This window comes from Pseudoclavibacter chungangensis, assembly GCF_013410545.1.
Taxonomy (GTDB): Bacteria; Actinomycetota; Actinomycetes; order Actinomycetales; family Microbacteriaceae; genus Pseudoclavibacter; species Pseudoclavibacter chungangensis.
The window spans coordinates 785,236-809,488 of sequence record NZ_JACCFV010000001.1 but is presented as its reverse complement, the minus strand read 5'-3'; the positions used below and the strand labels follow the sequence as shown (position 1 = coordinate 809,488).

Below are 24,253 nucleotides of genomic sequence, written 5' to 3'. Positions count from 1 at the left end.
CGGCACCACTGATCAGCGAGGATGAGCCATGACCGAGACCACCCCACGACTTCGCGTCGCCGTCGGCGTCGACCTGAAGGAGTCGCTCTGCGAACTCGTCGAGCGGCTCGAGCCGCGCGTCGAGCTCGTGCGCGACCACACGCTCTACCACCCCATGCGCGGCCCCGCCGACTGGTCGGGCGACCCGGCGTTCACGCGCACGGCCGAGCAGCAGCGCGCGTTCGACGAGCTCGTCGACTCCGCGGACGCCCTGTTCGGGATCCCCGACGTCGACCCCGCCGCCCTCACGCGGACGGTCCGCGCGAACCCGCGTCTGCGCTGGGTGCACGCGACCGCCGCGGGCGGTGGCGGCCAGGTGAAGGCCGCGAGCCTCACGAACGAGGAGCTCGAGCGCGTCGCGTTCACGACGAGCGCGGGCGTCCACGGTGAGACGCTCGCCGAGTTCGCCCTGTTCGGTGTGCTCGCGGGTGCGAAGGACCTGCCGCGGCTCCAGGCGCAGCAGTCCCGCCGCGAGTGGAGCGACCGCTGGGAGATGCGCCAGCTCGACGAGATGACGGTGCTCGTCGTGGGCCTCGGCGGCATCGGCGCGGCAGCCGCGCGCAAGTTCCACGCGCTCGGCGCGACGGTGCTCGGCACGACGCGGAGCGGCGAGCCCGTCGAGGGCGTCGACCGCCTCGTGCCGATCGAGGAGCTCGACGCGGCCGCCGCCGAGGCGGATGCCGTCGTCGTGACGCTGCCGGGGACGACCGCCACCGAGGGCCTCCTCGGCGAGTCGTTCTTCGCGAACGTCAAGCCGGGCGCCATCGTCTCGAACGTCGGACGCGGCACGGTCATCGACGAGGACGCCCTGCTCGCCGCCCTGCGCGACGGCCGCGTCTCGTTCGCCGCGCTCGACGTGTTCGCGGTCGAGCCGCTCCCCGCCGACAGCCCGCTCTGGTCGGAGCCGAACGTGCTCGTGAGCCCGCACACCGCCGCGCTCAACAGTGCCGAAGAGATCCGCATCGCCCGGTTGTTCGCCGAGAACGCGCGACACCTCCTCGATGGCGAGCCGCTGAAGAACCGGGTCGATACGGTCGAGTTCTACTGACCCGACACCATGGAGGCGAGATGCCCGAGAAGTCCGATCGAGACCCGGCGCCCGCCGTCACGCGCGCCCTGCGCATCCTGAACCTGCTGGCCGATGCGCAGGGCGCGCCGATGACCCTGAGCGACATCGCACGCGCACTCGACATCGCGAAGTCGTCGACACTCAACCTCGTGGGTGTCCTCGAGGACGGTGGCATGCTCCAGCGCGTGCCCCAGGGCTACCGACTCGGTCGCCGGACGGCCGAACTCGGTGGCGCGTTCGCCGTGCAGTTCAATCAGGTGCGAGAGTTCTTCGGCGTGTGCGACGCGAGCGAGGTGCTGCGGACGGAGGTCGTGCAGATCACGATGCTCGACGGCACGGACACGCTGTACCTCGCGCGGCACGAGGGTCGCCTCCGACACCGCCTGGGCACACCGCTCGGCTCGAGGTTGCCGGCGGCCCTCTCGGCGAGCGGGAACGCCCTGCTCATGCGGCTCGACGACGACGAGATCGCCGAGCTCCTGCGCGATTCGGTGCCGTTCCCGAGGCTCACCGAGAACAGCGTCGTCGACCTCGACGGGCTGCTCGCGAAGGTGCGCCTCGCGCGCGAGCGGGGCTACGCGGTCGACGCGAACGAGTCGGTCGGTGGCGTCTCGGGCATCGCCGTCCCGCTCGACCCGTGGCTGCCGAGCGACCCCGCCTTCGCCCTCGGTGTCGCGATCCCGACCGAGCTCGCCGACGAGGCCCGCATCGCGGAGATCGGGGCGGCACTCATCGCGGCGGCCGCCGAGCTGACGAACCCGATGTCGATCCAGGGAGCCCCAGCGACGACGGAGTGATCGAGTTCTGTTCAGACGGTTGAACAGGGTTCACGGTGCTGTTACGCTGACCTCCAGCCTCGGGGCTCCCGAGTGCCGCTCGACCCGCACATCAAGGGAGATGTCACCGTGACAGACACCGTCGACAAGCCGGAACTCGACACCGAGGATCCGGAGTACGCAGCGAACCTGCGCCGCGCCACGCTCGCCTCGACCGTGGGGTCGGCGCTCGAGTACTTCGACTTCGCCCTCTACGGGCTGTCGTCGGCACTCATCTTCAACCGCCTGTTCTTCACCGACCTCGACCCGAACATCGGCATCGTCGCATCGCTCGCGTCGTTCGGTGTCGGGTTCCTCGCACGGCCCCTCGGTGGGCTCTTCTTCGGCACGATCGGCGACCGCATCGGCCGCAAGTGGGTGCTCGTCGTCACGATCCTCCTCATGGGCGGTGCGACGACCCTCATCGGGGCGCTCCCGACCTACGAGGCCATCGGCATCTGGGCACCGATCATGCTCACCGTGCTCCGCCTGCTGCAGGGCTTCGGTGCCGGCGCCGAGCAAGCCGGCGCGACCGTCCTCATGGCCGAGTACTCCCCCGTCAAGAAGCGCGGCTTCTTCTCGTCGCTCCCGTTCATCGGGATCCAGCTCGGCACGCTGCTCGCCGCGCTCGTCTTCTCGTTCCTCGCCTCGCTGCCCGACGAGATCTTCCTCACGTGGGCGTGGCGTGTGCCGTTCCTGATGTCGTTCCTGCTCATCCTCGTCGCGATCTTCATCCGCATGAAGCTCAAGGAGACGCCGACGTTCGTCGAGCTCGAGAAGCACGAGCAGGTCACCGACCGGCCGATCCGCAACGTGTTCACGAAAGGCCTGCCGGGCATCGTCGTCGGCGCCGGCCTCCGCATGGCGGAGAACGGCGGGTCCTACATGTTCCAGACCGTCGCGCTCGCGTTCGTCACGTCGTCGGCCGCCGTGACGGTCGACCGTTCCCTCGCGACCTGGGGTGTGACGATCGGCTCGCTCATCGGCTGCTTCTCGATCCCCCTCACGGGGTGGCTCTCCGACCGCGTCGGTCGCAAGCCCGTCTACCGCGCGGGTGCCGTGTTCATGCTGCTCTACGCGTTCCCCGCCTGGTGGGCCCTGTCGCTCGGCATCCCGTGGCTCGTGATCGCGGTCGTCGCGATCGGCATCGGCGTCGCCGTCAACACGATGCTCGGACCGCAGTGCGCGATGCTCCCCGAACTGTTCGGCAACCGGCACCGCTACCTCGGCGTCGCCATGGCACGCGAGATCTCCGCGGTGCTCGCGGGCGGACTCGCGGGTGTCATCGGCGCCTACATGCTCGCCGTCTCCGGCGGCAACTGGATCCTCATGGCCGTCTACATGGCGACGCTCGCCGCGATCACCACGGCCTCCACCTTCCTCGTCCCCGAGACACGTGGACGCGACCTCTTCCGCACCGAGGACGCGGTGCGACTCTCCACCGACGAAACGGGACCTCGCTGACCATGAATCTCTTCGACCTCAACGGGCGCACCGCCCTCGTGACCGGCTCGAGCCAGGGCATCGGCCGCACCCTCGCACAGGGCCTCGCCGAGGCGGGCGCCCGGGTCGTCGTCCACGGACGCGACCGGGCGAAGGCGGAGCGCACCGCGGCCGAGATCGCCGACACGACCGGCACGACGCCCCTCGTGAGCACGTTCGACGTCACCGACGCACGGGCGGTCGACGACGGGCTCACGGCACTCGACGCCAAGATCGGGACGGTCGACGTCCTCGTGAACAACGCCGGCATCCAGCGCCGCGCCCCGATCACCGAGTTCACCGACGCCGACTGGGACGACCTGCTCGCGACGAACCTCACGAGCGCCTTCCTGCTGTCCCGACGCGTCGCACGCGGCATGGTCGAACGCGGCAGCGGGAAGATCGTCAACATCGGCAGCGTGCAATCGCAGCTCGCACGCCCGGGCATCGCGCCGTACAGCGCGACGAAGGGTGCGATCGTCATGCTCACGAAGGGCCTGTGCGCCGATCTGGCGGGCAGCGGGATCACGGTCAACGCGCTCGCACCCGGCTACTTCGCGACGGAGCTCACGCAGGCCCTCGTCGAGGACGAGGCGTTCTCGGCGTGGGTCAAGGGCCGCACGCCCGCGGGCCGCTGGGGTCGCGTCGAGGACCTCGTCGGCACGCTCGTGTACCTCTCGAGCGATGCCTCGTCCTTCGTGAACGGCCAGACGATCTTCGTCGACGGTGGCATGACGGCGGTGGTCTGACGTGCGACTCACCCGCATCGCCGGGCCCGCCGGGCCCGTCCACGCGATCGAGATCGAGGGCGCGTGGGTGCCCTGCGAGGACCCGTACCTCGCGTTCGCCGAGGGTCGCCACCCCGAACCCACCGGCGAACCGGTGACCGACGCCGTGCCGCTCGCGCCGTGCGCACCGACGGTCGTCGTGGGGATCGCCCAGAACGGCCAGGACGCCCCCTCCCCCGTGCAGGCGTGGCTCAAGAGCCCGCGCACGGTCGTCGCGAGCGGCACCACGGTGCCGCTCCGCCGTGGCGTCGGTCGCAACGACATCGAGGGCGAGGTCGCGGTCGTCGTCGGACGCCCGAGCGACGGACTCACCGCGGCGAACGCACACGAGTACGTCCTGGGGGTGACGGCCGTCAACGACGTCTCGAACCCGGCGCGCGCGAGCAGCGACCCGCGCAACTTCGAGGGCAAGGGCGGCATCGCCTATACGCCGCTCGGCCCGTGGATCGAGACCGAGGCCGACCTCGACGACGTGCCGCTGCACGTCGACATCGACGGCGTGGCCCGCGCCCGCACCTCGAGCGCCGAACTCCCCGCGTCGATCGCCGACTGCCTCGCGTACGTCGCGTCGTGGATCGAGCTCGGTCCCGGTGACGTGATCATGACGGGTGCCCCGCACTCCGCCTTCGCCGTCGAACCGGGCGCCCACGTCGAGATCACCGTCGCCGGCATCCCGCTCGTCACCACCTGCTCGTAACCGCACACCGCTCACAGGAGACGCACCGTGTCATCACCGAACCTCGCCGTCGTCGCGCACGCCAAGGACGACCTCCGGCTCGACGAACTGCCCGAGCCCACAGCGGGCCCCGACCAGGCCGTCATCGAGGTCGCCTACGGCGGCGTCTGCGGGAGCGACCTGCACTACTGGCTGCACGGCGCGGCGGGCGAATCGATCCTGCGCGCCCCGCTCGTACTCGGCCACGAGGTCGTCGGACGGGTCGTCACGGCCGCTGCGGACGGCTCCGGGCCCGCGGCGGGGACGCCCGTCGCGGTGCACCCGGCGACGCCCGTCGACGACGGCTCGGCACCGTTCCCCGCCGATCGCCCCAATCTCTCCCCCGCCGGCACCTATCTCGGCTCCGCCGCCCGGGTGCCCCACACGGACGGCGCGTTCGCTCGACGCGTCGCGCTGCCGACGCGCATGCTGCGCGCGCTGCCCGAGGGGCTCCCGCTCCGGACGGCCGCACTCGCGGAGCCCGCCGCCGTCGCGTGGCACGGTGTCGGCCGCGCCGGGGACGTTCGCGGTGCACGTGTCCTCGTCATCGGTGCCGGCCCGATCGGCGCGCTCGCCGTCGCCGTGCTCCGGCACCACGGTGCCGCCGAGATCATCGCGAGCGACCTGCACGAGCTGCCGCTCGAGACGGCCCGCACGCTCGGTGCGACCGCGACGATCGACGCGCGGAACGCGGACGCGATCGCGAACGTGCACGCGGACGTCGTCATCGAGTCGTCCGGCACGGTCCCGGGCCTCGCGAGCGCGATCCGCGGTGCCGGTCGCGGCGGTCGGGTCGTCATGCTCGGCCTCCAGCGCACCGGTGAGATCCCCGTGCTCATGTCGCTCGCGATCACGCGCGAACTCACGCTCACGGGTTCGTTCCGCTTCAACGACGAGATCGACGAGGTCATCGCCGCGCTCGCCGACGGCTCGCTGCGGATCGACCCGGTCGTCACCCACGAGTACCCCGTCGCCGAGGCGCTCGAGGCCTTCCGTGTGGCACGGGACGCGTCGGTATCATCGAAGGTCCTGTTGCGCTTCGACGAGGAGGCCTGAACATGTCCGAGACGCGCTACCCGCCGATCGTCGTGATGGGCGTCCAGGGGACGGGCAAATCCACGATCGGCGCAGCCCTCGCGGCGCGTCTCAACATCGTCTTCGTCGACGGTGACGATCTGCACCCCGCCACCAACAAGGCCAAGATGGCCGCCGGGCAACCGCTCACCGACGAGGACCGGGTGCCGTGGCTCAAGCGCATCGGCGAGACGATCGCCGAGAACCGCACGGCCGGACGCATCACGATCGTGGCGTGCTCGGCGCTCAAGCGCTGGTACCGCGAACTCCTGCGGTCGAGTGCCCCCGACCTGCTGTTCGTGCACCTCGCCGGTGATCGCGATCTCATCGCCGATCGCATCCAGCACCGCAATCACGACTACATGCCGACGACGCTCCTCGACAGCCAGTTCGAGACGCTCGAACCCCTCGCGGACTGGGAGGCGGGCACGGTGGTCGACGTGGCGGAGTCCCCCGAGGAGATCGTCGACCGCGTCACGCGCCTCCTGCAGTCGCGCGTGCACTCCTGACGTCCCGCGACACCCGACGGATACGACGGCGCCCCCGCGAAACGGGGGCGCCGTCGTCCGCTCCGTCCGGAGTCAGCGGATCTCGTAGTCCTCGAGCAGCTCGGTCACGAGCGCCGCGATCTCGCTGCGCTCCGACCGCGTGAGCGTGATGTGCCCGAACAGTCCGTGACCCTTGAGGCTCTCGATGACCGAAGCGATGCCGTCGTGGCGTCCGACGCGGAGATTGTCGCGCTGCGCCACGTCGTGGGTGAGGATCACGCGCGAGCCCTGCCCGATGCGCGAGAGCATCGTCAACAGCACGCCGCGCTCGAGCGACTGCGCCTCGTCGACGATCACGAACGCGTCGTGCAGCGAACGCCCGCGGATGTGGGTGAGCGGCAGGATCTCGAGCATGCCGCGCGCGACGACCTCGTCGATGACGTTGTCGGAGACGATCGCCGACAGCGTGTCGTACACCGCCTGACCCCAGGGGTTCATCTTCTCGTCGGCGTCGCCCGGTAGGTAGCCGAGCTCCTGCCCGCCCACGGCGTAGAGCGGACGGAACACCATGATCTTCCGCTGTGCACCGCGTTCGAGCACGGACTCGAGGCCCGCCGCGAGCGCGAGCGCGCTCTTGCCCGTGCCCGCCCGACCACCGAGCGAGACGATCCCGATGTCGGGGTCGAGGAGCAGGTCGATCGCGAGCCGCTGCTCGGCGGAGCGGCCGTGCACGCCGAAGACCTCGCGGTCACCGCGCACGAGTCGGAGGCTGCCCGGCCCCGTCACACGTCCGAGCGCCGAGCCGCGCTCCGAGTGGATGACGAGGCTCGTGTTCACGGGCAGCTCGTCGACGGCCGCCGTCTCGATGCGCTCCGACTCGTAGAGGTCGCTCACCTCGCTCGCCGCGAGATCGATCGACGCGATCCCCGTGTACCCCGTGTCGCGCGCGAGCTCGGCGCGGTACTCCTCGGCGGCGAGGCCGATCGCGGACGCCTTGACGCGCATCGGCAGGTCCTTCGACACGACCGTGACCGCGAGTCCCTCGTCGGCGAGGTTCTGGGCGACGGCGAGGATGCGCGTGTCGTTGTCGCCGAGCTGGAGGCCGCTCGGGAGCGAGGCGACGGACGAGTGGTTGAGCTCGACGCGCAGCGTGCCACCCGCGTCGCCGATGCTGATCGGGAAGTCGAGGCGTTCGTGCTCGTCGCGGAGGCGGTCGAGGTAGCGGAGCGCCTGGCGTGCGAAGTACCCGATCTCGGGGTCGTCGCGCTTCTTCTCGAGCTCGCTGATGACGACGACGGGGATCACGACGGCGTGCTCGGCGAAGCGGAACAGGGCGCGCGGATCGCTCAGGAGCACCGAGGTGTCGAGGACGTAGGTGCGTAGTGTCGTCGCGGTCTGCTCGTGGGCGGCGGTCGCGCCGGCGGCCTGGTCGTCGTGGTGCGGTGCGGTGTTGGACACGTCGGGTGCTCCTTCGCCGAGCCGTCGGGCTCGTCGGTGTTCACCGAGGCGGCCGTGGTCGAAGGGGTCGAGCCGAACGATTGAGGCCGTCTCGATCAGGCTCCGTACCTGATGACCACACCGTACGCGGCCGCCGCCGGGTGAACGCTCATTGAGGCCCCGGCTGCCGAGAATTCACCGCCCGTGAGGCAAATGCTCACCGACGGCGTGACGGATGCGCACCGGAGTGACCGCTGATGACCATGTGGCGATGGTCGACGACGAACACGGACACGTCGAACGTGCTGCGGCGTGTCCTGACGGGCCGGTCACGGCGTGTCGTGCGCGTCCCGTCCAGCGGATGCGCCGACCCGGCGGAGGCGCCGACGGCCGGAGTCGCACGGTCACGGCCGGAGTCGCACGCTCACAGCCGGAATCACACGGCCACACCACCGGAGCCGCACGCTCACTGGCCGTAGCGACGCTGACGTCCCGCGTAGTCGCGCAACGCACGGACGAAGTCCACCTCGCGCAGATCGGGGCCGAGCGCCTCGACGAAGTAGAACTCCGAGTGCGCGGACTGCCACAGCATGAAGTCGCTCAACCGCTGCTCGCCGGATGTGCGCACGACGAGATCGGGATCAGGCTGCCCGCCCGTGTAGAGGTGTTCCGCGATCTCGGTCGCCGTGATCGCGTCCGCGATCTGCGCTGGATCCCGGCCGTCGGCGGCGCCCTCGCGGAGGATGGCGCGGACGGCCTCCACGATCTCGTTGCGGCCGCCGTAACCGACCGCGAGATTGATGTGCATTCCCGATCGCCCGGCGGTCGTCTCCTGCACCTCCTGCAGCGTCTCCCGAAGGGTGTCGGAGAGCCCTTCGACCGCCCCCACGTGCTGGATGCGCCAGCGCTCGTTCTCCGCGAGATCGCGGGCGAGCGTCGAGATGATGTCGACGAGCGCCTCGAGCTCCTCGCTGCCCCGGCTCCGCAGGTTGTCGTTCGACAGGAGGTAGAGCGTGACGACCTCGATGCCGTCGCGATCGCACCAGTTCATGAACTCGACCATCTTCGCGGCACCCGCTCGGTGGCCGTGCGCGGCGTCAGGATGCCCGAGCTGCTTCGCCCACCGCCGGTTCCCGTCGATGATCATCGCGACGTGTCTCGGCTTCGGACGCCCCTCGATCTGGTGCCGCAGGCGACGCAGGTAGAGACGATAGAGCGGTCCTCGCCCGTCGTTCATTCGCATCCGTGCCACGAGCACCAACCTAGCGCGCGCAGGCTCCGAACTGCGCCGCGTACCCGAGCGGCCCGGTCTCCACCTGCCCCCAGACAGCGGCGCGTACCCTGCAGGTGTGACTCCACACGCCGAGCACGAGCTCCAACCCGCACGCGACGACCACGACGGCGCGACACGCGACGTGGACCCCGACGTCTCACACGGCGGCCCGTCCACCCCCCGCTCGAACGGCGACGCCACCGCCGGTGACGCCGAGCCGGGCGACTCCCTCGACGTCGGCCGAGAGCCGACGCTGCACCTGCCCATCATGGAGGCGGACGACCGGGCCCGGCGCCAGGACGCGGCCGAGGCACGTCCGACGTGGCGCGGGTGGATCCACGCGGGCACGCTGCCGCTCGCGATCGCCGCGGGCATCGTCCTCATCGTGCTCGCCGACGGCGGCCTCGCGAAGTTCGCCGCCTCGATCTTCGCCGTGTGCTCGTGGCTGCTGTTCGGCATCTCGGCGCTCTACCACCGCTTCGACTGGTCGCCGCGGACGAAGGTCGCGCTCAAGCGCTTCGACCACGCGAACATCTTCCTGCTCATCGCCGGCACCTACACGCCGATCTCGCTCGTCGCGCTGCCCCCGGACAAGGGCTGGCTGCTGTTCGGCATCGTGTGGGGTGCCGCGCTCCTCGGCATCGGGTTCCGCGTGTTCTGGGTGACGGCGCCCCGCTGGCTCTACGTCGCCCTCTACATCGCGCTCGGCTGGGCCGCGGTCATGTACCTCGGCGATCTGTTGCGCGTGAGCGTCGCGCTCATGGTGCTCGTCATCGTGGGCGGTGTGCTCTACACGATCGGCGCGGTGTTCTACGGCCTCAAGCGCCCGAACCCGTGGCCCGGCCGCTTCGGATTCCACGAGATCTTCCACGTGTTCACGGTGCTCGCGTTCCTCTGCCAGTGGACGGGCATCCTGCTCATCTGCCTGTCACCGCCGACGTTCGCCTGACGAGCCGGGCTCGTGAGCGGTGGCGTGCGAGGCGCGCCGCTCGGGCGCTCGCGCCACCCGACGGGTCCGCGGGCCCGATGGACGGGCGTCCGCGCGAGCGTCAGCGTGCCTGATCGCCGCCCGAACCCGGAGGGTCCGTTGCCTCCCGTGCCCCGGTGACGCCGCCGCCGTCAGCCGACGGCTCGTCGTCGCGGGCCGCGTTCGCGTCGCGTTCGGCGACCTCGCGCTCGAGCTTCTCCCGCACGACCTCGCGGTACTTGACGCGACGCACCCGGCGGATGAGGTCGAACGCGATGGCCGACACCATCAGGAAGAGGACGAAGATCGCCGCGAAGCCCACGACGCCGGGCGTGACGTCGTCCGGGTCGAACGGCGGGTCCGTCGGCGTCGGGACCTGGAGGACGAGTTCCCCGAGCAGGGCGAGCGACGCGCTCACGCAGCGCCGCCCTCGTCGACGACGCCCTCGAACAGGTCGCTCTCGGGCGTCGTAACCGCGACCCGGCTGTCGACGAGCTGGTAGTCCTCGTACGGGTACGCCTCGAGCTCGAGCGCGCGGGGAACGGCGAAGAAGAAGCCGCTGTCGGGCGCGACCTGGCTCGCGTGGGCACGAAGTGCGTCGTCGCGCCGCGGGAAGAACTCGCCGACGCTCACACGCGTCGTGATCGTCGTCGGCTTGCGGCTCATCCACGACACCATCTCCGCCATCTTCTCGGCGAGCGGCGAATCCGGATCGGTGCGCTGGACGAGCTCGAACATCGACTCGGCGCGCTCGGCGTTCATGGTGCGGTCGTAGTAGAGCTTCGAGACGGTCCACGGCTCGCCGAGCTCGGGGTCGTCGTTCGTGCCCGCCTGCATCCATGCACGCATCGAGACCTCGTGGCACCGGATGTGGTCGGGGTGCGGGTAGCCGCCGTTCTCGTCGTACGTGATGAGCACGTGAGGACGGAACTCACGAACGAGACGGATGAGTGGTCGGGCCGAGATCTCGACGGGGATCGCGGCGAAGCTCGCGGGCGGCAGCGAGCCGTCCTCGCGTGCCATACCGGAGTCGACGTAGCCGAGCCAGCGGTGCTCGACGCCGAGGATGCGCTGTGCGGCGGCCATCTCGACGCGCCGGAGGCCGGCGAGGTCACGCTTCGCATGGTGCATCGACTCGATGCCGGGGTTGAGGATGTCGCCCGCCTCGCCGCCGGTGCAGCTGACGACCATGACCTCCACCCCACGATCCGCGTACGCCGCGTACGTCGCGGCACCCTTGCTGGATTCGTCGTCGGGGTGCGCGTGCACCGCCATGAGTCGAAGTGTCACTGTGCTCCTCGGAGACGTTAGCCTGGGATCGAGCCTAACGCGCCAGATCGGCGGCGGCGCTCGGAAGGAGCACGGTGACGTCCGCTCTCGACGAACGCTACGGCACGCGACAGTCCACCCGCCGCGACCGCTGGGGCTACCTCGTCGGTGCCGTTCTGCTCGTCGTCGTCATCGGCTTCTGGGCGTTCACGACCTTCGGTCCGGATGCCGAGGCACAGGTGTCCACGAGCGTCGTCAACTTCCGCGTCGCGGACGACGGCGAGGCCATCGAGGTCGACTACGTCGTGACCGCCCAGCCGGGGACGGCGCTCGCGTGCACGATCGAGGCGACGAGCGCGCAGAGCGCGGTGGTCGGGTGGGTCGTGGTCGAGCTTCCCGCGGCGCAGCTCTCGACGCAGGCGTACACGGAGGTCGTCTCGACCGTGCAGACGGCGACCACCGTTGTGGTGGAGGACTGCCGGGTACGATAGGGTATGCGATCAAGCTCCGGCACCACGTCGGAGCTTTGGCTTATGTCCGGCGCGAACGCGCCGCGGTCGGCGGGAGACTCCCGCCCCGCACACCTCTTGTTCGTACTAGGAGTCCAACCATGTCAGCATCCTCCACCGAGACCTGGCTCACCCCCGCGACGTTCGACCGTCTGAAGGACGAGCTCGACACGCTCTCGACCACCGGCCGCGAGGAGATCGCGAAGCGGATCGAGGAGGCGCGCGAGGACGGCGATCTGAAGGAGAACGCCGGGTACCACGCCGCGAAGGACGAGCAGGGCAAGATCGAGGCCCGGATCCGCGAGCTCGAAGCCATGCTGAAGAACGCGGTCGTGGGCGAGGCGCCCGAGGCCTCGGGCGTCGTCGAGACCGGCACGGTCGTCACCGCCGAACTCGCGGGGCGCGAGTCGAAGTTCCTGCTCGGTTCGCGCGAGATGGCCTCGCAGACCGAGCTGCGCGTGTACTCGGCCGAGAGCCCGCTCGGCGCCGCGATCCTCGGCCTCAAGCAGGGCGACACGACGAGCTTCGAGGCCCCCAACGGCAAGGACATGACGGTCAAGGTGCTGAACGTCGAGACGTTCACCCCCTGAGCCCCACCGTGCCGGGCGCCATGCTCCCGCTCACGGACGACGGGCCCCGTCGACGCCATGCGTCGACGGGGCCCGTCGTCGTCCGCCGTCCCGGCGTCAGGGCACGAACGTCTCGCCGCGGCGCAGTTTCGGCTCGTACCCGGCCGCGCGCAGCGCCTCGATCACGAGTCGAGCGTGCTCGGTGCCGCGCGTCTCGACCGACACCTCGAGCTCGACCTCGGTCACCTGCAGGCCCTTGTTGTGCCGCGTGTGCAGCACCTCGATGACATTCGCGTTCACCTCGGCGAGGATGCGCGAGATCGTCGCGAGCTGCCCGGGCACATCGGGCAGGCCGATGACCATCTTCATATAGCGGTCGGACGCGGTCAGGCCCGTCGAGATCACCTTCTCGAGCATGAGCGGGTCGATGTTGCCGCCCGACAGGACGACGACCGTCTTCCCCGCCGCGACGACACGGCCCGCGAGGATCGCCGCGACGCCCGTCGCACCCGCCGGCTCGACGACGAGCTTCGCGCGCTCGATGAGCAGCAGGATCGCTCGCGAGATGTCGTCCTCGCTGACCGTGACGATGTCGTCGACGAGGTCGCGCACGTACTCGAACGTCAGGTCCCCCGGGCGATCGACCGCGATACCGTCGGCGATCGTCGGATCGGCCGAGATCTTGACCGGTCGCCCCGCCTCGACCGAGATCGGGAACGGCGCCGAATTGGCCGCCTGCACGCCGATGACGCGAACGTGGTGACCCGTGGCCTCCTCGTGTCGGATCGCCGCGGACGCGACACCCGAGATGAGTCCGCCACCGCCGATCGGCACGATGATCGTGTCGACGTCGGGCAACTGGTCGAACACGTCGAGGGCGAGGGTCGCCTGTCCCGTGATGACGTCGATGTGGTCGTAGGGGTGGATGAACTCCGCACCCGTCTCGGCCGCGAACCGCTTCGCCGCCTCGAGCGCCTCGGCGACGTTGTTCCCCGTGAGGACGACGTCCGCCCCGTACCCGCGCGTCGCCTGCAGCTTCGGGAGCGGCACCCCGACGGGCATGAAGATCGTCGCGGCGATGCCGAGCTCACGCGCCGCGAACGCGACGCCCTGCGCATGGTTCCCGGCCGACGCCGCGACGACACCGCGCTCGCGCTGCTCGTCGCTCAGGCGCGAGAGCCGGTAGGTGGCTCCACGGATCTTGTACGAACCGGTGCGCTGCATGTTCTCGCACTTGAGGAAGACGGGAGAACCGAGCTCGTCGGTGAGGAAGCGCGCCGAGTCCATCGGGGTCGAGGTGATGACCCGGTTGACGATCTCTCGTGCCGCTTCGATCAGTTCGAGTTCAGGAATCGTGCTCGTCATGCCGAGGGTCGGCCTTTCTGTCGGTCCCGCGCGTCTCGCGGACGCGCGCGACGATGCGGTTCGGCTTGGGCTCCGGGGGTCTGCCCACCTTGGTCGGGTCGGGGAGCCCGTGCCACTCGCCGCTCGCGATGTACTGCACCACGACCTTGGCGCTCGCGACCAACGGTACCGCGAACACGGCGCCCGCGATGCCGCCGAAGATGGACCCGGCACTCACCGCGAGCAGGACGCCGAGGGGGTGCACCTTGACCGCGTTGCCCATGATGAGCGGCTGCAGCACGTGCGATTCGAGCTGCATGACGCCGACGACGATGACGAGCATGATGAGCGCGTTGACGAGTCCGTTCGCGCCGAGGGCGATGACCACCGCGAGCGTGCCCGACGCGAACGCGCCGACGAACGGCACGAACGACGCGAGGAAGACGATGATCGCTATGGGGATCGCGAACGGCACCTGGAGGACGGCCGCCCCGATACCGATGCCGACGGCGTTGATGAGCGCCACGACGATCTGCACGCGGACGTAGTGACCGATCGATTCCCAGCCGCGAAGGCCCGCACCGTCGACCGCCGCCCGGGCGGCACGCGGGAACAGCGTGACGATGAAGAGCCAGATGACGCGGCCGTCGAGCAGGTAGAAGATGAGCGTGAAGAGCGTCACGAGCGCACCGGTCGCGATCGCGACGGCGGTGGAGCCCGCGCTCACGGCGCTCGAGAGCAGGTTCGTCACGTTCGACTGGAACCACGAGATCGCCTGGCTCGTCGCCTGGGTGATCTGCTCCTGCGTGACGTGGAGCCACGAGTTCTCGAGCAGCGCGAGGAAGTCCTGGTACTGCGTCTGGATCGCGTCGACGTCGAAGCGCAGACCGCTCGCGAACTGCGTGATGACGAGGTAGATGAGTACCGACACGGCCGTGAACAGCACGAGCAGCGTCACGACGAGCGCGGCCCACTTGGGGAAGCGCGCTCGGTGCATGAGCCACTTCATGAGCGGTGACAGGAGGGACGCGAGCAGTGCCGCGACGAGGACGGGGATGACGATGATCTTCGCCTGGGCGATGAGCCATCCGATGGGGACGAGGGCGAGGACGATCGCGACGAAGCGCCACGAGTAGGCGCCCGCGATCCGCATGCCTCGCGGCACGAGTGCCGCTTCGCCCGTCGACGGACCGATGCCGTCGTCGGGATGGGAGGCGCGCGTGGATCCCGTTCGCGCGCCGTCGGGGGTACTCGTGGTCATGCGCTCGATCCTAGGAGTGGGCACACGTGCGGAAGCCTCGCGTCCTGCCTCGTTCGCGCAGGGCGTCGTGTACGTCGTCCGTGCACGTCAGAACTGCACGCGCGGGGGCTCCGCGATCGCGGCCCGGTCGGCGACCTCGAAGAACTCGCGCTCGTGCTCCCCCATCGACCGCGCGACGACGTTGCTGGGGAACGTCCGCACCGCGGTGCCGAGTTCACGGGCGGCGCCGTTGTAGAAGCGGCGGGCACTCTGGATCGCGTTCTCCTCGTCGACGAGCTGCTTCTGCAGCGCGAGGAAGTCGGCGTCCGTCTGCAGCGCGGGGTACCCCTCGGCGACGGAGAAGAGGCCCCTGATGGCGCCCTGGACGCGGTTCTCGACCGCCGACGCGTCGGCGGGACTCGCGGCCGAGAGGGAGTCGGCGATGGCCGTTTCGGCCTGCTCGAACGCGCGGTTCTCGTGCGAGGCGGGTGTGCGCACGGCCTCGAGCAGCCGGGGCACGAGTTCGGCGCGGCGCTCGATGCCGCCGCGCACCTCGCCCCACGCCCGGTCGGCGTTGTCACCGAGTCGGACGAGGCGTCGTCGCTGCGAGATCCAGACGAGCGCGATCACGGCCACGATCACGATCACGACCGCGAGGGCGATCCAGAGCGGGAGAAGTTCCATGCCCCGATGCTAACGACTTCACCCGACGTTCCGGCCGGAGAACTGCGACGAGGCCGTCCTGCGCCCGGCACACCACGCGCGTCACCGCGTCGTTCGCGACCTCCGACCCGATCGGACCTCGCTCACGTGCCGAACCGACGCCGCGAGCGCGTCGCACGCAGCGACCACGGCCGGGGCCCGTTCGCCGCCGCTGCGGACCGCGAGCCCGATGGACCGGTGCTCCCCCGTGGGTGTCGTGACGATGCCGTCCTCGGTGACGAGCCCGAGCGCAGGGACGAACGCCGCGACGATTCCGCTGCGGACGAGATGCACGTGGAGCCGCACGTCATCGGTCTCCGCGACGATCCGCGGCACGAATCCCGCGTCGTGGCACACGCGCTCCGTCCAGGTGCGCGCGCCGGTGCCCTCGTGCTCCATCGCCCACGGCCGCCCGGCGAGCACGGCGGGGGCGACGGGCTCCGCCGGCCGCCACGATGCCGGTGTCGCGAGCACGAGCGGATCGTCGAGGAGCGGCGTCACCGTCACGCCGTCGTGTCGCAGTGGAACCTCCCCCGGGAAGCGCTCGGTGAGTGCGATGTCGACGTCGCGGGCGAGCAGGCCCGCGACCGCGGTCTCCGCCGCGACGTGAGTGAAGGCGAGTTCGAGCCCGGGGTGCCGCTCGGCGAGCGAACGGACGGCGGCGGGCACGAGAGCCCAGGCCGCCGTCTGGAACGTCGCGACACGAACGGTCCCGACGACGTCGGTCCGGTGGGCGGCGACCGTCGCCTCCGCACGCACCAACTCGCGGAGGACGTTCTCGGCATGGGTGACGAGGGCGAGCGCGGTCGGCGTGAGGCGCACACCACGTCCGACGGACTCGAGGAGCGTCGCACCGGTCTCGAGTTCGAGGATCGACAGCTGGTGGGAGATCGCGGACGGGCTGTAGCCGAGCGCGCTCGCGACGGCGGCCAGCGTGCCGCGGAGCCGCACTTCACGCAGGATGCGCAGACGATGCACGTCGTACACGTCGCCACCTCCAATCATCGATCGCCTTCACCGCTACCGATCTGATTCATCGTATCGATCGATCATTCATCGCTGCCTACCGTGGAATCGGCGCCGATCGAGCGCGAGAAACACTCACCCTGGAGGCAGCATGACGTCCGACACGACGACCACACGGGGCACGTCCGAGCGCGTGCGCATCGACACGGACCGCCTGTGGGCGTCCCTCATGGATCTCGCGCGCATCGGCGCATACGACGACGAGGAGTCGACGCTCGTCGGCGTGAACCGCCGATCGCTCACGGACGAGGACGCCGCGGGGCGAGACCTGCTCGTGTCGTGGCTGCGCGACGCGGGACTCGAGGTGACGATCGACGAGATGGGGACGATCTTCGGCCGCCGTGAGGGAACGGAACCCGCCCTCGCGCCGGTCGTGGCCGGCTCGCACATCGATTCGGTGGGCACGGCCGGTGCCTTCGACGGCTGCCTCGGCGTCGTCGGTGCCCTTGAGGTCGTGCGCTCGCTCGACGAACAGGGCATCCGGACCCGCCGGCCGATCGTGATCGCGTCGTGGACCGAGGAGGAGGGGGTGCGATTCGGCACCGACATGCTCGGTTAGGCCGTCGCCGCCGGGCGTATCGCCCTCAAGGACGCCTACGCGCTCACGGATGCCGCCGGGCTCCGCTTCGGCGACGAGCTCGTTCGCATCGGCTACCGCGGCGAGCGGCCCGTTCGCCTCGACCCGCCCCACGCCTACGTGGAGTGTCACATCGAGCAGGGGCCGGTCCTGCTCCGCGCGGGACTCGCGGTCGGCGTCGTGACGGGCGTGCAGGCGATCTCGTGGCAGCGCGTGACGCTGCACGGCCGGGCGGCCCACGCGGGGACGACGCCGACCGAGTTGCGCGTCGACGCGGGGCTCGCAGCCGCGCAGATCGTCGTCCACGTGCGTGAGATGGTCGACTCCGGCCGATACGGGCGCCTGCGCGCGACGGTCGGCCACATCGCGACCTCGCCGGGCCTGCCGAGCGTCGTCCCGGATCGCGCCGAGCTCACGGTCGATCTGCGCAATCCGGACGACGAGGCGATGGCGGCGGCCGATGCCGAGCTCGATGCGTTCCTCGCGACGCTGCCCGAACGGCAACCGGGCCTCCGCGTCGCGACGCATCGGATGGCGAAAACGAATTGCGTGCCGTTCGATGCGGCGGTGCAGGACACGATCGCCGAGGTGGCGGCCGAGCTCGGGCACCAGACGACCCGCATCATGTCGGGCGCCGGGCACGATGCGCAGGAGGTGGCGGCGATCGCCCCGACCGCGATGGTGTTCGTGCGCGGTCAGCACGACGGCATCAGCCACAACCCGCGCGAGTACTCGACGCCGGAGGACTGCGCGGCGGGCGTCGAGGTCCTCGCGAACACCCTCGTGCGTCTCGCGGAGCGGCGGCCGTGAGCGGCGCGGTCGAGCGGGTGCTCTACGAGCACCCCGCCGCGCGCGCGTGGGCGACGAGCCGCGGTGGCGGGGCACGCGACTTCCATCGCACGCTCCCGGGCTACCGGGCGACACGGCTCGTCGACGTCCCGTCCCTCGCGGACGAGCTCGGGGTCGCGCGCGTGTTCGTGAAGGAGGAGTCGGAGCGGCTCGGGCTGCCCGCCTTCAAGATCCTCGGTGCCTCGTACGCGATCGCGCGGGCCCTCGCGGAGCGCCTGCATCTCGCGGAGCCGCCGAGGCTCGCTGCGCTCCGGGCGCACGCCGCCGCCGAGCCGGTGACGCTCGTCGCGGCGACCGACGGCAACCACGGTCGCGCGGTCGCGCACACCGCGCGCCTGCTCGACCTCGACGCGCACGTACTCGTGCCGAGCAGCATCAGCGAGGCGGCGAAGGCGGCGATCGCCGCGGAGGGCGCGGCGGTCGTGGAGCTCGCGGCGCCGTACGACGAGGTCGTGTCGGCGGCGGCCCGCGCCGCGGACGAGCTCGGCGAGCACGGACTCCTCGTGCAGGACACGGCATGGGAAGGGTACGAGCGGGTTCCGCGGTGGATCGTCGACGGCCACGCGACGATGTTCGGCGAGATCGACGAACAGCTCGCGGCGTGCGGTGTCGCTCGTGTCTCGCTCCTCGCGGTCCCCGTCGGGGTCGGCTCGTTCGCGCACGCCGCGGTCCGCTTCGCGCGCTCGTCACCGCACGCGCCGAGCGTGCTGTCGGTCGAGCCCGACGCGGCGCCCGCGCTGCTCGAGTCGCTGCGAGCCGGGCGTACGGTGAGCGTGGCGACGGGCGAGACGATCATGGCGGGACTCAATTGCGGGACGCCCTCGTCGACCGCGTGGCCCGATCTCGCGCCTGGTGTCGATCTCGCGCTCACCGTGACGGATGCCGAGGCGACCAGGGCCGTGCTCGACCTCGAAGCGCTCGGCGTCGATGCCGCTCCGTGCGGCGCGGCGACGCTCGCGGGCGTCCGCGCGCTCGCCGCCCTGCGCCCGCTCGGGGCGGACGACGTCGTCGTCCTGCTCAGCACCGAGGGCCGCGGTGCGAACCCGCAGCTCGCGGAGGTGCCCGGCGACGACCCGCAGCAGCCCGACGCGACGAGGGAGCGCCGGAGCTGACGACCGGTCGTCGCTCGCCCCGTCGCGGGTGCCAGGACCACCGCACGGGGCGGCCCGCGACGGTGCGATCGTCGGCCGTCGACTCGGGATGCTGCCCTCCCCCGTACCGCACGCCGTGCCCCGATCCGGTGCCGCTCAGGCCCCGGTGCCCCGCCCGGCGTCCGCATCGGTTCCGTCACGGCCGGCGCTCCCCGTGGCACCGCCGTAGACGGCGATCTTGTACTCCGTCGCGACGAGCGAGAGCTGCAGCTCGCGGATCTGTCGCCGGATCGTGTCGCGATGCTCGACGAGGATGTCGAGCCTCTCGGGTTCGGTCTCGCTCCCCGCTTCGACGAGTTCGACGTAGTGCTGCAGGTCGCGCATGGGCATGCCGGACAGCCGCATGCGCGTGATGAACACGAGCCGTCGTTGGGCCTCGGCGTCGTACACGCGACGCCCGGCGTCGTCCCTCCCGACATGCACGAGGCCGGCCTGCTCGTAGTACCGCAGGGTGTGCGGCGAGAGCCCGAGGAGGGGTGCGAGTTCGGCGATGCTCATCGGCTCGCCCGCATCGCCGACGTCGACCATCCGATGGATGACCTCGATCGGGAGTGTCCCGTCGATCTCGGTCGTCTCGCCGAGTTCGGTCAGGACGCGCGCCATCACGTGATCGGTCGGCATCGTCGTCACACCACCCGGCTCGACGGCGCGGCGTCGGCGAAATCGGCGCTCCGCGCGAGGTCGGCGAGCGAGCGCACGTTCGCGAGTGCATCCGTGTAGGCGTCGGTCAGCCGATCGACGGCCTCCGCACCGAGCGGGAGCCGGAGCGGTACCCGGTCGCCGTGGGCGAGGTCGACGAGGATCTCGGCGGCACGCGCCGGGTCGCCCTCCTGGATGCCGTCGGCGCCGGCGAGTTCGGCGCGCACCGCGCCGACGACCGGCGCGTAGGCGTCGAGTTCGGTGCTCATGCCGAGCGAGTGGCCGGTGTTGAAGCCGGTGCGGAACCGGGACGGTTCGACGCACACGACCCGGATCCCGAACGGCGCGACCTCCGCGGCGAGCGCCTCGCTCCAGCCCTCGAGTGCGAACTTGCTCGCGGAATAGGCGCCGACGCCGGGGAACGAGAGGCGTCCGCCCTGGCTCGAGAACTGCATGATCGTGCCGCCGCCCCGGCGACGCATGGCGGGCAGAAGCGCCCGCGTGAGGGTCGTCGCGGCGAAGAAGTTGACGTCCATCAGTTCCCGCAGGGCGTCCGGCTCGACCTCCTCGGCCGCTCCGACGATCGCTCGCCCCGCGTTGTTGACGAGCACGTCCGGCGTGCCGAGACGCTCGAGCGCGGCGGCGGCGACGCGGTCGGCGGCATCGCGCTCCCGGAAGTCGGCCGTGACGACGGTCAATCGCTGTGGGTACGCGTCGAGGAGGTCCGCGATGGACGACTCGTCCCTGACGGTCGCGACGGCGGAGTCGCCGCGGGCGAGGAGGGCCTCGACGAGCGCTCGCCCGAACCCCTGCGATGCGCCCGTGACGACCCAGCCGAGCGAGCGGTCGGGGGTTCCGACCTCACCACTCGACGGGTCGTTGCCGGTGTGGATACCCGTTGCTTCGTTCATGCGTTGAACGGTAGATCTTCGAGCGCACTCGAACGCAAACATCGTTCCCAGCGGGCGCACAGCCCGAGTTCGCCGACACCCCGAACCACGGGCGCGTGGTGCGTTCGTAGTATTCGCGCGTCTGCTGCCCCGTCGGGATTCGACCCCGATCCGCAACGAGTCACGGTTCGCATATCCCGCAGCATCCGCACAGTTCCCGTGTGTGTACGTGCGGGTGCCTGGGTGCTCGATACCGCGTCCCGCTTCCAGGTCGAGCCCGGACTCGATGGACACTAGGCGGCAGCTCGAGCCCCCACGTGTCCCCCGGTTCCACTACGGTCATGCCCATGCGAACCCCCCTCGTCGCCGCGGCCGCAGCCGCGCTCCTTCTCCTGACCGGATGCGCCGGCGCATCCTCAACCACGGAGGTGTCCGAGATCTCCACCCCAGCAGCAACCACGCCCGCCGCCGAGGCGGCCGAGACCATCTCAGCAACCGAGGCCGGCGGAGTCTCCGAACGCGGACATCAGATCATCGCCGTGGGCCAGGAGAACCAGCTCTGGGACGCCGACCTCCCCGTCGGCACGTGGACCGTCAACAGCGTGGAGCAGATCGACCCGAACGCGCTCCAGACCGAAACGAACCCCGACACAAGCAAGCCCTACTTCGAGTACGACACGTCACTGACGTACTACGCGGTCGAGATCAGCGCCAACGCAACATCCGACCTACAAGCCAAGATGAGCTTCGTGTTCTCGGGTATCGATGCCGACGGCGTCAAGGTGAACAACGGCGTCGTTCACATCGCGCAGGGGCTCCCTGACGAGTACGGCGACTTCCCCACCTGGATCAATATGGGCGAGAAGATTCACGGGAAGGAACTGATCGGCATTCCTGGCGACGGCGGCGGTGCACTGATCATCACGTTCTCGGGCGGATCCGCGCAGGGCATGCCGACGGGATTCGGCTTCGAGCTGCCTCTCTGACTCAACGACGAAACGCCGCACCGCCGCACCAGTGGAGGGGCGTTCTTTTGCTCGGGGGATCCGTGACCGTCCGACCGATCGTCTCGACCGCGCGAATTCGGCAGCGTGCTGCATAGCCCACGCGGCCGCACTCGACGACGTCGCGAGCACGCGGCACCACGCCTACCGCCCCTCCGCATCGGTGAGGCGCTCGCGCTCCGGTGGGACGGTGTCGACCTCGACGCAGGCACGGTGCAGATCTTCGCGACAGTCACCGTCGACCTCGACGGGCGCTCAGTACGGCAGGAGCACACGAAATCGCGCGCGGGCATGCGGACACTCACGCTGCCCCGGTACGGCGTCGACGTGCTCACGAGGCGGCGCGTGGAGGCGGCACACGATCTCGTCTTCGCGTCGCACGCGGGCACACCCATGTCGGAGGGGAATCTGCGGATCCGGTGGCGCGCGGCGATCGAGGGCAGCGACTTCGAGGGGCTCACGCCGAAGAGCGTGCGGAAGGCCGTCGCGACCGAACTCGCCCGGAAGTTGTCACCCGCGGCGGCGCAGATGCAGCCCGGGCACGCGTCGTCGTTCGTGACGGAGCGGCACTACATCGAGGCCGCGCCGACGCCGGACGTGTCGATGTTCCTTGGACGTCCCGGACTAAATGGACACTAAGCGGTACATCTCGCAACGTCGATCGCGCGGACCGGATCGAGTCCCCAGTCGGGAGTGGGCGAGTCGGTGCCCCCGTCGGGATTCGAACCCGAACCGTAGCGGATTTTAAGTTCGCTGCCTCTGCCAGTTGGGCCACGGGGGCGGAACGACCGCGCGCCGCCGCATCTCGCTGATGCGACGGCGCGCGACCGGTGGCTCGGGTGCCTACTCGGCGTTCGCCTTGGCCGTGGGACGGTTGACCGTCTTCGGCGCCTGGGCGGGCTTCGCGTCCGCCTTGTCGGCGACCGGGGCGTCCGTCACGGGCGACGCGGGGGCCGGCTCCTCGGCGGGCTTCGGACGGGGCTTCGAGGCGAAGCGCTCGAACGAGGCCCGCGGGTGCTGACGCGCCGAGAACGGCACGAAGTCGCGGCCGAGGAAGAACGTGTTGAACCAGTCGGTGAACACGCGCACCTTGCGCTCGATCGTCGGGATCGCGGTGCCGTGGTAGCCACGGTGCGCGAGCCACGCGAGCGGGCCGACGAGCATGATCTTGCCCGAACGGAACGCGCCGTTCCAGGGGCCGAGACCGGCGACCGCCCCGAGGTTCTCGTGGTAGTAGTCCTTCGGCGCACGCCCGCGGAGGGTCGCGACGAGGTTCTCGGCGAGCTGCTTGCCCTGACGCACGGCGTGCTGCGCGTTCGGCACGCAGAAGCCGCCGACACCGCCACCCGAGAGGTCCGGCACGGCCGAGACGTCGCCGGCGGTCCACGCGTCGCGGATCACGCCGTCGTCGCCCTCGACACGCAGGTCGGCACGCGCGCGGATGCGACCGCGCTCGTCGACCGGCAGGTCGGTGTTCGACTTCACGAACGGCGCGGCCATGACGCCGGCCGTCCACACGATGACGTCCGTCGGGAACTTGTCGCCCGCCGAGGTCTCCACGACCCCGTCGACCGCCGACGTGACCTGCGTGTTCAGGTGCACCTTCGCGCCGCGCTCCGCGAGCTGCTTGATGACCGCGACCGCGCCGTCCTCCGTGACCTCGGGCATGATGCGCCCGGCGGCCTCGATGAGGTGGAACTGCACGTCGTCGAACTGCAGCGAGGGGTAGTCCTCGAGCAGATCGGTCGCGAGCGAACGCATCTCGCCGAACGCCTCGATACCGGCGAATCCGCCACCGACGACGACGAACGTGAGCAGCCGCTGACGCTCGGGCCCCGGGGGCAGTGCCGATGCACGGTTGAAGTTGTCGATGATCGTGTCACGGATCCAGGCGGCCTCCTCGGCCGCCTTGAGCCCGATCGCGTTGTCGGCGATACCCGGGATCGGGAAGGTGCGGGACACCGAACCCGCCGTCACGACGATGACGTCGTACGAGAACTCGTACGCGTCACCGTGCTCGGGCTTGAGCGTCGCGACCTTGCGTGCGTGGTCGACCTTCTCGACCTCGGCCGTCACCACACGGGTGCGGCGCAGGTGCCGACGCTGCGACACGAGCACGTGGCGGGGCTCGATCGAGCCGCCGATGACCTCCGGCAGGAATGGCTGATAGGTCATGTACGGCAGCGGGTCGACCAGGGTCACCTGGGCCTCGCCGGGGTTGAGGAGCTTCTCCAGCCTCCACGCGGTGTAGAACCCCGCGTATCCGCCTCCAACGATGAGGATCTTCGTCACGCGTTTCCCTCCGGGACCGTTCAGTTCACAGCGAAATCTTCGGTG

At 70.4% G+C, this 24,253-nt stretch carries 24 protein-coding genes, 1 tRNA gene and 1 pseudogene; 14 read left to right on the top strand and 12 right to left on the bottom strand.

All coding sequences use genetic code 11. From position 1 onward, the window contains the following. Positions 1-28: 28 nt before the first annotated feature. The 7 genes from HNR16_RS03545 (at position 29) to HNR16_RS03515 (ending at position 6,491) form a co-directional block, all read left to right on the top strand. A complete protein-coding gene (locus HNR16_RS03545) occupies positions 29-1,087 on the top strand; it encodes a D-2-hydroxyacid dehydrogenase (RefSeq protein WP_158040078.1) in 1,059 nt (352 codons plus the stop codon). 20 nt (positions 1,088-1,107) lie between these two features. Next, complete coding sequence (locus HNR16_RS03540; RefSeq protein ID WP_158040079.1) at positions 1,108-1,905, top strand: IclR family transcriptional regulator; 798 nt, start codon at positions 1,108-1,110, stop codon at positions 1,903-1,905. A 108-nt stretch (positions 1,906-2,013) separates the two neighbouring features. Beyond that, positions 2,014-3,387, top strand: coding sequence for an MFS transporter (locus tag HNR16_RS03535; RefSeq protein ID WP_158040080.1), 1,374 nt, complete (start codon positions 2,014-2,016; stop codon positions 3,385-3,387). Between the two features lie 2 nt (positions 3,388-3,389). After that, positions 3,390-4,154 (top strand): SDR family oxidoreductase, encoded by a 765-nt coding sequence (locus HNR16_RS03530; RefSeq protein WP_158040081.1) that lies wholly within the window; start codon positions 3,390-3,392, stop codon positions 4,152-4,154. A gap of 1 nt (position 4,155) precedes the next feature. Continuing rightward, on the top strand, positions 4,156-4,890 hold the full coding sequence (locus HNR16_RS03525) for a fumarylacetoacetate hydrolase family protein (RefSeq protein WP_158040082.1): 735 nt from the start codon (positions 4,156-4,158) through the stop codon (positions 4,888-4,890). A gap of 27 nt (positions 4,891-4,917) precedes the next feature. After that, a complete protein-coding gene (locus tag HNR16_RS03520) occupies positions 4,918-5,964 on the top strand; it encodes an L-idonate 5-dehydrogenase (RefSeq protein WP_158040083.1) in 1,047 nt (348 codons plus the stop codon). A 2-nt stretch (positions 5,965-5,966) separates the two neighbouring features. After that, on the top strand, positions 5,967-6,491 hold the full coding sequence (locus tag HNR16_RS03515) for a gluconokinase (RefSeq protein ID WP_158040084.1): 525 nt from the start codon (positions 5,967-5,969) through the stop codon (positions 6,489-6,491). A gap of 72 nt (positions 6,492-6,563) precedes the next feature. Here the strand turns inward: HNR16_RS03515 and HNR16_RS03510 are convergent, their stop codons facing one another. Continuing rightward, on the bottom strand, positions 6,564-7,928 hold the full coding sequence (locus HNR16_RS03510; protein WP_158040085.1) for a PhoH family protein: 1,365 nt from the start codon (positions 7,926-7,928) through the stop codon (positions 6,564-6,566). Positions 7,929-8,373: 445 nt separating this feature from the next. Next, positions 8,374-9,150: an isoprenyl transferase gene (locus tag HNR16_RS03505; protein ID WP_158040208.1), complete on the bottom strand. Its 777-nt coding sequence runs from the start codon at positions 9,148-9,150 to the stop codon at positions 8,374-8,376. Between the two features lie 298 nt (positions 9,151-9,448). Between HNR16_RS03505 and trhA the strand changes: the two genes are divergently transcribed. Next, positions 9,449-10,129 carry a PAQR family membrane homeostasis protein TrhA gene (trhA, locus tag HNR16_RS03500; RefSeq protein WP_158040209.1) on the top strand — a complete coding sequence of 227 codons (681 nt, stop codon included), beginning with the start codon at positions 9,449-9,451 and terminating at the stop codon, positions 10,127-10,129. 100 nt (positions 10,130-10,229) lie between these two features. Here trhA and HNR16_RS03495 read toward each other — a convergent pair whose 3' ends face one another. Both HNR16_RS03495 and mca read right to left on the bottom strand, forming a co-directional pair. Then, positions 10,230-10,565, bottom strand: a complete 336-nt coding sequence (locus tag HNR16_RS03495; protein ID WP_158040086.1) for a hypothetical protein — start codon at positions 10,563-10,565, stop codon at positions 10,230-10,232. Then, positions 10,562-11,437: a mycothiol conjugate amidase Mca gene (gene mca / locus HNR16_RS03490; RefSeq protein ID WP_225737816.1), complete on the bottom strand. Its 876-nt coding sequence runs from the start codon at positions 11,435-11,437 to the stop codon at positions 10,562-10,564. The genes HNR16_RS03495 and mca overlap by 4 nt, the downstream gene beginning before the upstream one ends. Positions 11,438-11,511: 74 nt before the next feature. On the opposite strand from mca, the gene HNR16_RS03485 reads away from it, so the two are divergent. Both HNR16_RS03485 and greA read left to right on the top strand, forming a co-directional pair. Beyond that, positions 11,512-11,907, top strand: coding sequence for a DUF4307 domain-containing protein (locus tag HNR16_RS03485; RefSeq protein WP_158040087.1), 396 nt, complete (start codon positions 11,512-11,514; stop codon positions 11,905-11,907). A gap of 119 nt (positions 11,908-12,026) precedes the next feature. After that, positions 12,027-12,515, top strand: coding sequence for a transcription elongation factor GreA (gene greA / locus HNR16_RS03480; protein WP_158040088.1), 489 nt, complete (start codon positions 12,027-12,029; stop codon positions 12,513-12,515). A 96-nt stretch (positions 12,516-12,611) separates the two neighbouring features. On the opposite strand, the gene ilvA is transcribed toward greA, so the two are convergent. The 4 genes from ilvA to HNR16_RS03460 form a co-directional block, all read right to left on the bottom strand. Next, positions 12,612-13,859 (bottom strand): threonine ammonia-lyase, encoded by a 1,248-nt coding sequence (ilvA, locus tag HNR16_RS03475; protein WP_158040089.1) that lies wholly within the window; start codon positions 13,857-13,859, stop codon positions 12,612-12,614. After that, positions 13,840-15,099 carry an AI-2E family transporter gene (locus tag HNR16_RS03470; protein ID WP_158040090.1) on the bottom strand — a complete coding sequence of 420 codons (1,260 nt, stop codon included), beginning with the start codon at positions 15,097-15,099 and terminating at the stop codon, positions 13,840-13,842. Before HNR16_RS03470 ends, ilvA begins: the two co-directional genes overlap by 20 nt. A gap of 87 nt (positions 15,100-15,186) precedes the next feature. Then, positions 15,187-15,762 (bottom strand): LemA family protein, encoded by a 576-nt coding sequence (locus HNR16_RS03465; protein ID WP_158040091.1) that lies wholly within the window; start codon positions 15,760-15,762, stop codon positions 15,187-15,189. 81 nt (positions 15,763-15,843) lie between these two features. Further along, positions 15,844-16,785 carry a LysR family transcriptional regulator gene (locus HNR16_RS03460; protein ID WP_218868372.1) on the bottom strand — a complete coding sequence of 314 codons (942 nt, stop codon included), beginning with the start codon at positions 16,783-16,785 and terminating at the stop codon, positions 15,844-15,846. Here HNR16_RS03460 and HNR16_RS17775 point away from each other — a divergent pair. Both HNR16_RS17775 and HNR16_RS03450 read left to right on the top strand, forming a co-directional pair. Beyond that, a pseudogene (locus HNR16_RS17775) lies at positions 16,742-18,193 on the top strand (M20 family metallo-hydrolase). The gene HNR16_RS03460 and the pseudogene HNR16_RS17775 overlap by 44 nt on opposite strands. Further along, positions 18,190-19,344, top strand: coding sequence for a pyridoxal-phosphate dependent enzyme (locus tag HNR16_RS03450; protein WP_158040092.1), 1,155 nt, complete (start codon positions 18,190-18,192; stop codon positions 19,342-19,344). Before HNR16_RS17775 ends, HNR16_RS03450 begins: the two are co-directional and overlap by 4 nt. A gap of 135 nt (positions 19,345-19,479) precedes the next feature. Here HNR16_RS03450 and HNR16_RS03445 read toward each other — a convergent pair whose 3' ends face one another. Together HNR16_RS03445 and HNR16_RS03440 are read right to left on the bottom strand one after the other, a co-directional pair. Beyond that, a complete protein-coding gene (locus HNR16_RS03445) occupies positions 19,480-20,004 on the bottom strand; it encodes a MerR family transcriptional regulator (protein ID WP_158040093.1) in 525 nt (174 codons plus the stop codon). Positions 20,005-20,009: 5 nt separating this feature from the next. After that, entirely contained in the window at positions 20,010-20,933 is a 924-nt protein-coding gene (locus HNR16_RS03440; RefSeq protein WP_158040094.1) for an SDR family oxidoreductase, read from the bottom strand. A gap of 326 nt (positions 20,934-21,259) precedes the next feature. Between HNR16_RS03440 and HNR16_RS03435 the strand changes: the two genes are divergently transcribed. Together HNR16_RS03435 and HNR16_RS03430 are read left to right on the top strand one after the other, a co-directional pair. Then, positions 21,260-21,898 (top strand): hypothetical protein, encoded by a 639-nt coding sequence (locus HNR16_RS03435; protein ID WP_158040095.1) that lies wholly within the window; start codon positions 21,260-21,262, stop codon positions 21,896-21,898. A 105-nt stretch (positions 21,899-22,003) separates the two neighbouring features. Further along, positions 22,004-22,555, top strand: a complete 552-nt coding sequence (locus tag HNR16_RS03430; RefSeq protein ID WP_158040096.1) for a tyrosine-type recombinase/integrase — start codon at positions 22,004-22,006, stop codon at positions 22,553-22,555. A 67-nt stretch (positions 22,556-22,622) separates the two neighbouring features. On the opposite strand, the gene HNR16_RS03425 is transcribed toward HNR16_RS03430, so the two are convergent. Both HNR16_RS03425 and HNR16_RS03420 read right to left on the bottom strand, forming a co-directional pair. Then, a tRNA-Leu gene (locus HNR16_RS03425) sits at positions 22,623-22,697 on the bottom strand. 62 nt (positions 22,698-22,759) lie between these two features. Further along, positions 22,760-24,208 carry an NAD(P)/FAD-dependent oxidoreductase gene (locus HNR16_RS03420; RefSeq protein ID WP_158040097.1) on the bottom strand — a complete coding sequence of 483 codons (1,449 nt, stop codon included), beginning with the start codon at positions 24,206-24,208 and terminating at the stop codon, positions 22,760-22,762. Positions 24,209-24,253 lie beyond the last annotated feature (45 nt).

Coding starts and splice junctions, on each gene's coding strand:
- HNR16_RS03545 (WP_158040078.1), top strand. CDS start 29: ATGACCGAGACCACCCCACGACTTCGCGTCGCCGTCGGCGTCGACCTG.
- HNR16_RS03515 (WP_158040084.1), top strand. CDS start 5,967: ATGTCCGAGACGCGCTACCCGCCGATCGTCGTGATGGGCGTCCAGGGG.
- HNR16_RS03440 (WP_158040094.1), bottom strand. CDS start 20,933: ATGAACGAAGCAACGGGTATCCACACCGGCAACGACCCGTCGAGTGGT.
- greA (WP_158040088.1), top strand. CDS start 12,027: ATGTCAGCATCCTCCACCGAGACCTGGCTCACCCCCGCGACGTTCGAC.
- HNR16_RS03460 (WP_218868372.1), bottom strand. CDS start 16,785: ATGATTGGAGGTGGCGACGTGTACGACGTGCATCGTCTGCGCATCCTG.
- HNR16_RS03540 (WP_158040079.1), top strand. CDS start 1,108: ATGCCCGAGAAGTCCGATCGAGACCCGGCGCCCGCCGTCACGCGCGCC.
- HNR16_RS03530 (WP_158040081.1), top strand. CDS start 3,390: ATGAATCTCTTCGACCTCAACGGGCGCACCGCCCTCGTGACCGGCTCG.
- trhA (WP_158040209.1), top strand. CDS start 9,449: ATGGAGGCGGACGACCGGGCCCGGCGCCAGGACGCGGCCGAGGCACGT.
- ilvA (WP_158040089.1), bottom strand. CDS start 13,859: ATGACGAGCACGATTCCTGAACTCGAACTGATCGAAGCGGCACGAGAG.
- HNR16_RS03435 (WP_158040095.1), top strand. CDS start 21,260: ATGCGAACCCCCCTCGTCGCCGCGGCCGCAGCCGCGCTCCTTCTCCTG.
- HNR16_RS03465 (WP_158040091.1), bottom strand. CDS start 15,762: ATGGAACTTCTCCCGCTCTGGATCGCCCTCGCGGTCGTGATCGTGATC.
- HNR16_RS03445 (WP_158040093.1), bottom strand. CDS start 20,004: ATGCCGACCGATCACGTGATGGCGCGCGTCCTGACCGAACTCGGCGAG.
- HNR16_RS03470 (WP_158040090.1), bottom strand. CDS start 15,099: ATGACCACGAGTACCCCCGACGGCGCGCGAACGGGATCCACGCGCGCC.
- HNR16_RS03505 (WP_158040208.1), bottom strand. CDS start 9,150: ATGCGAATGAACGACGGGCGAGGACCGCTCTATCGTCTCTACCTGCGT.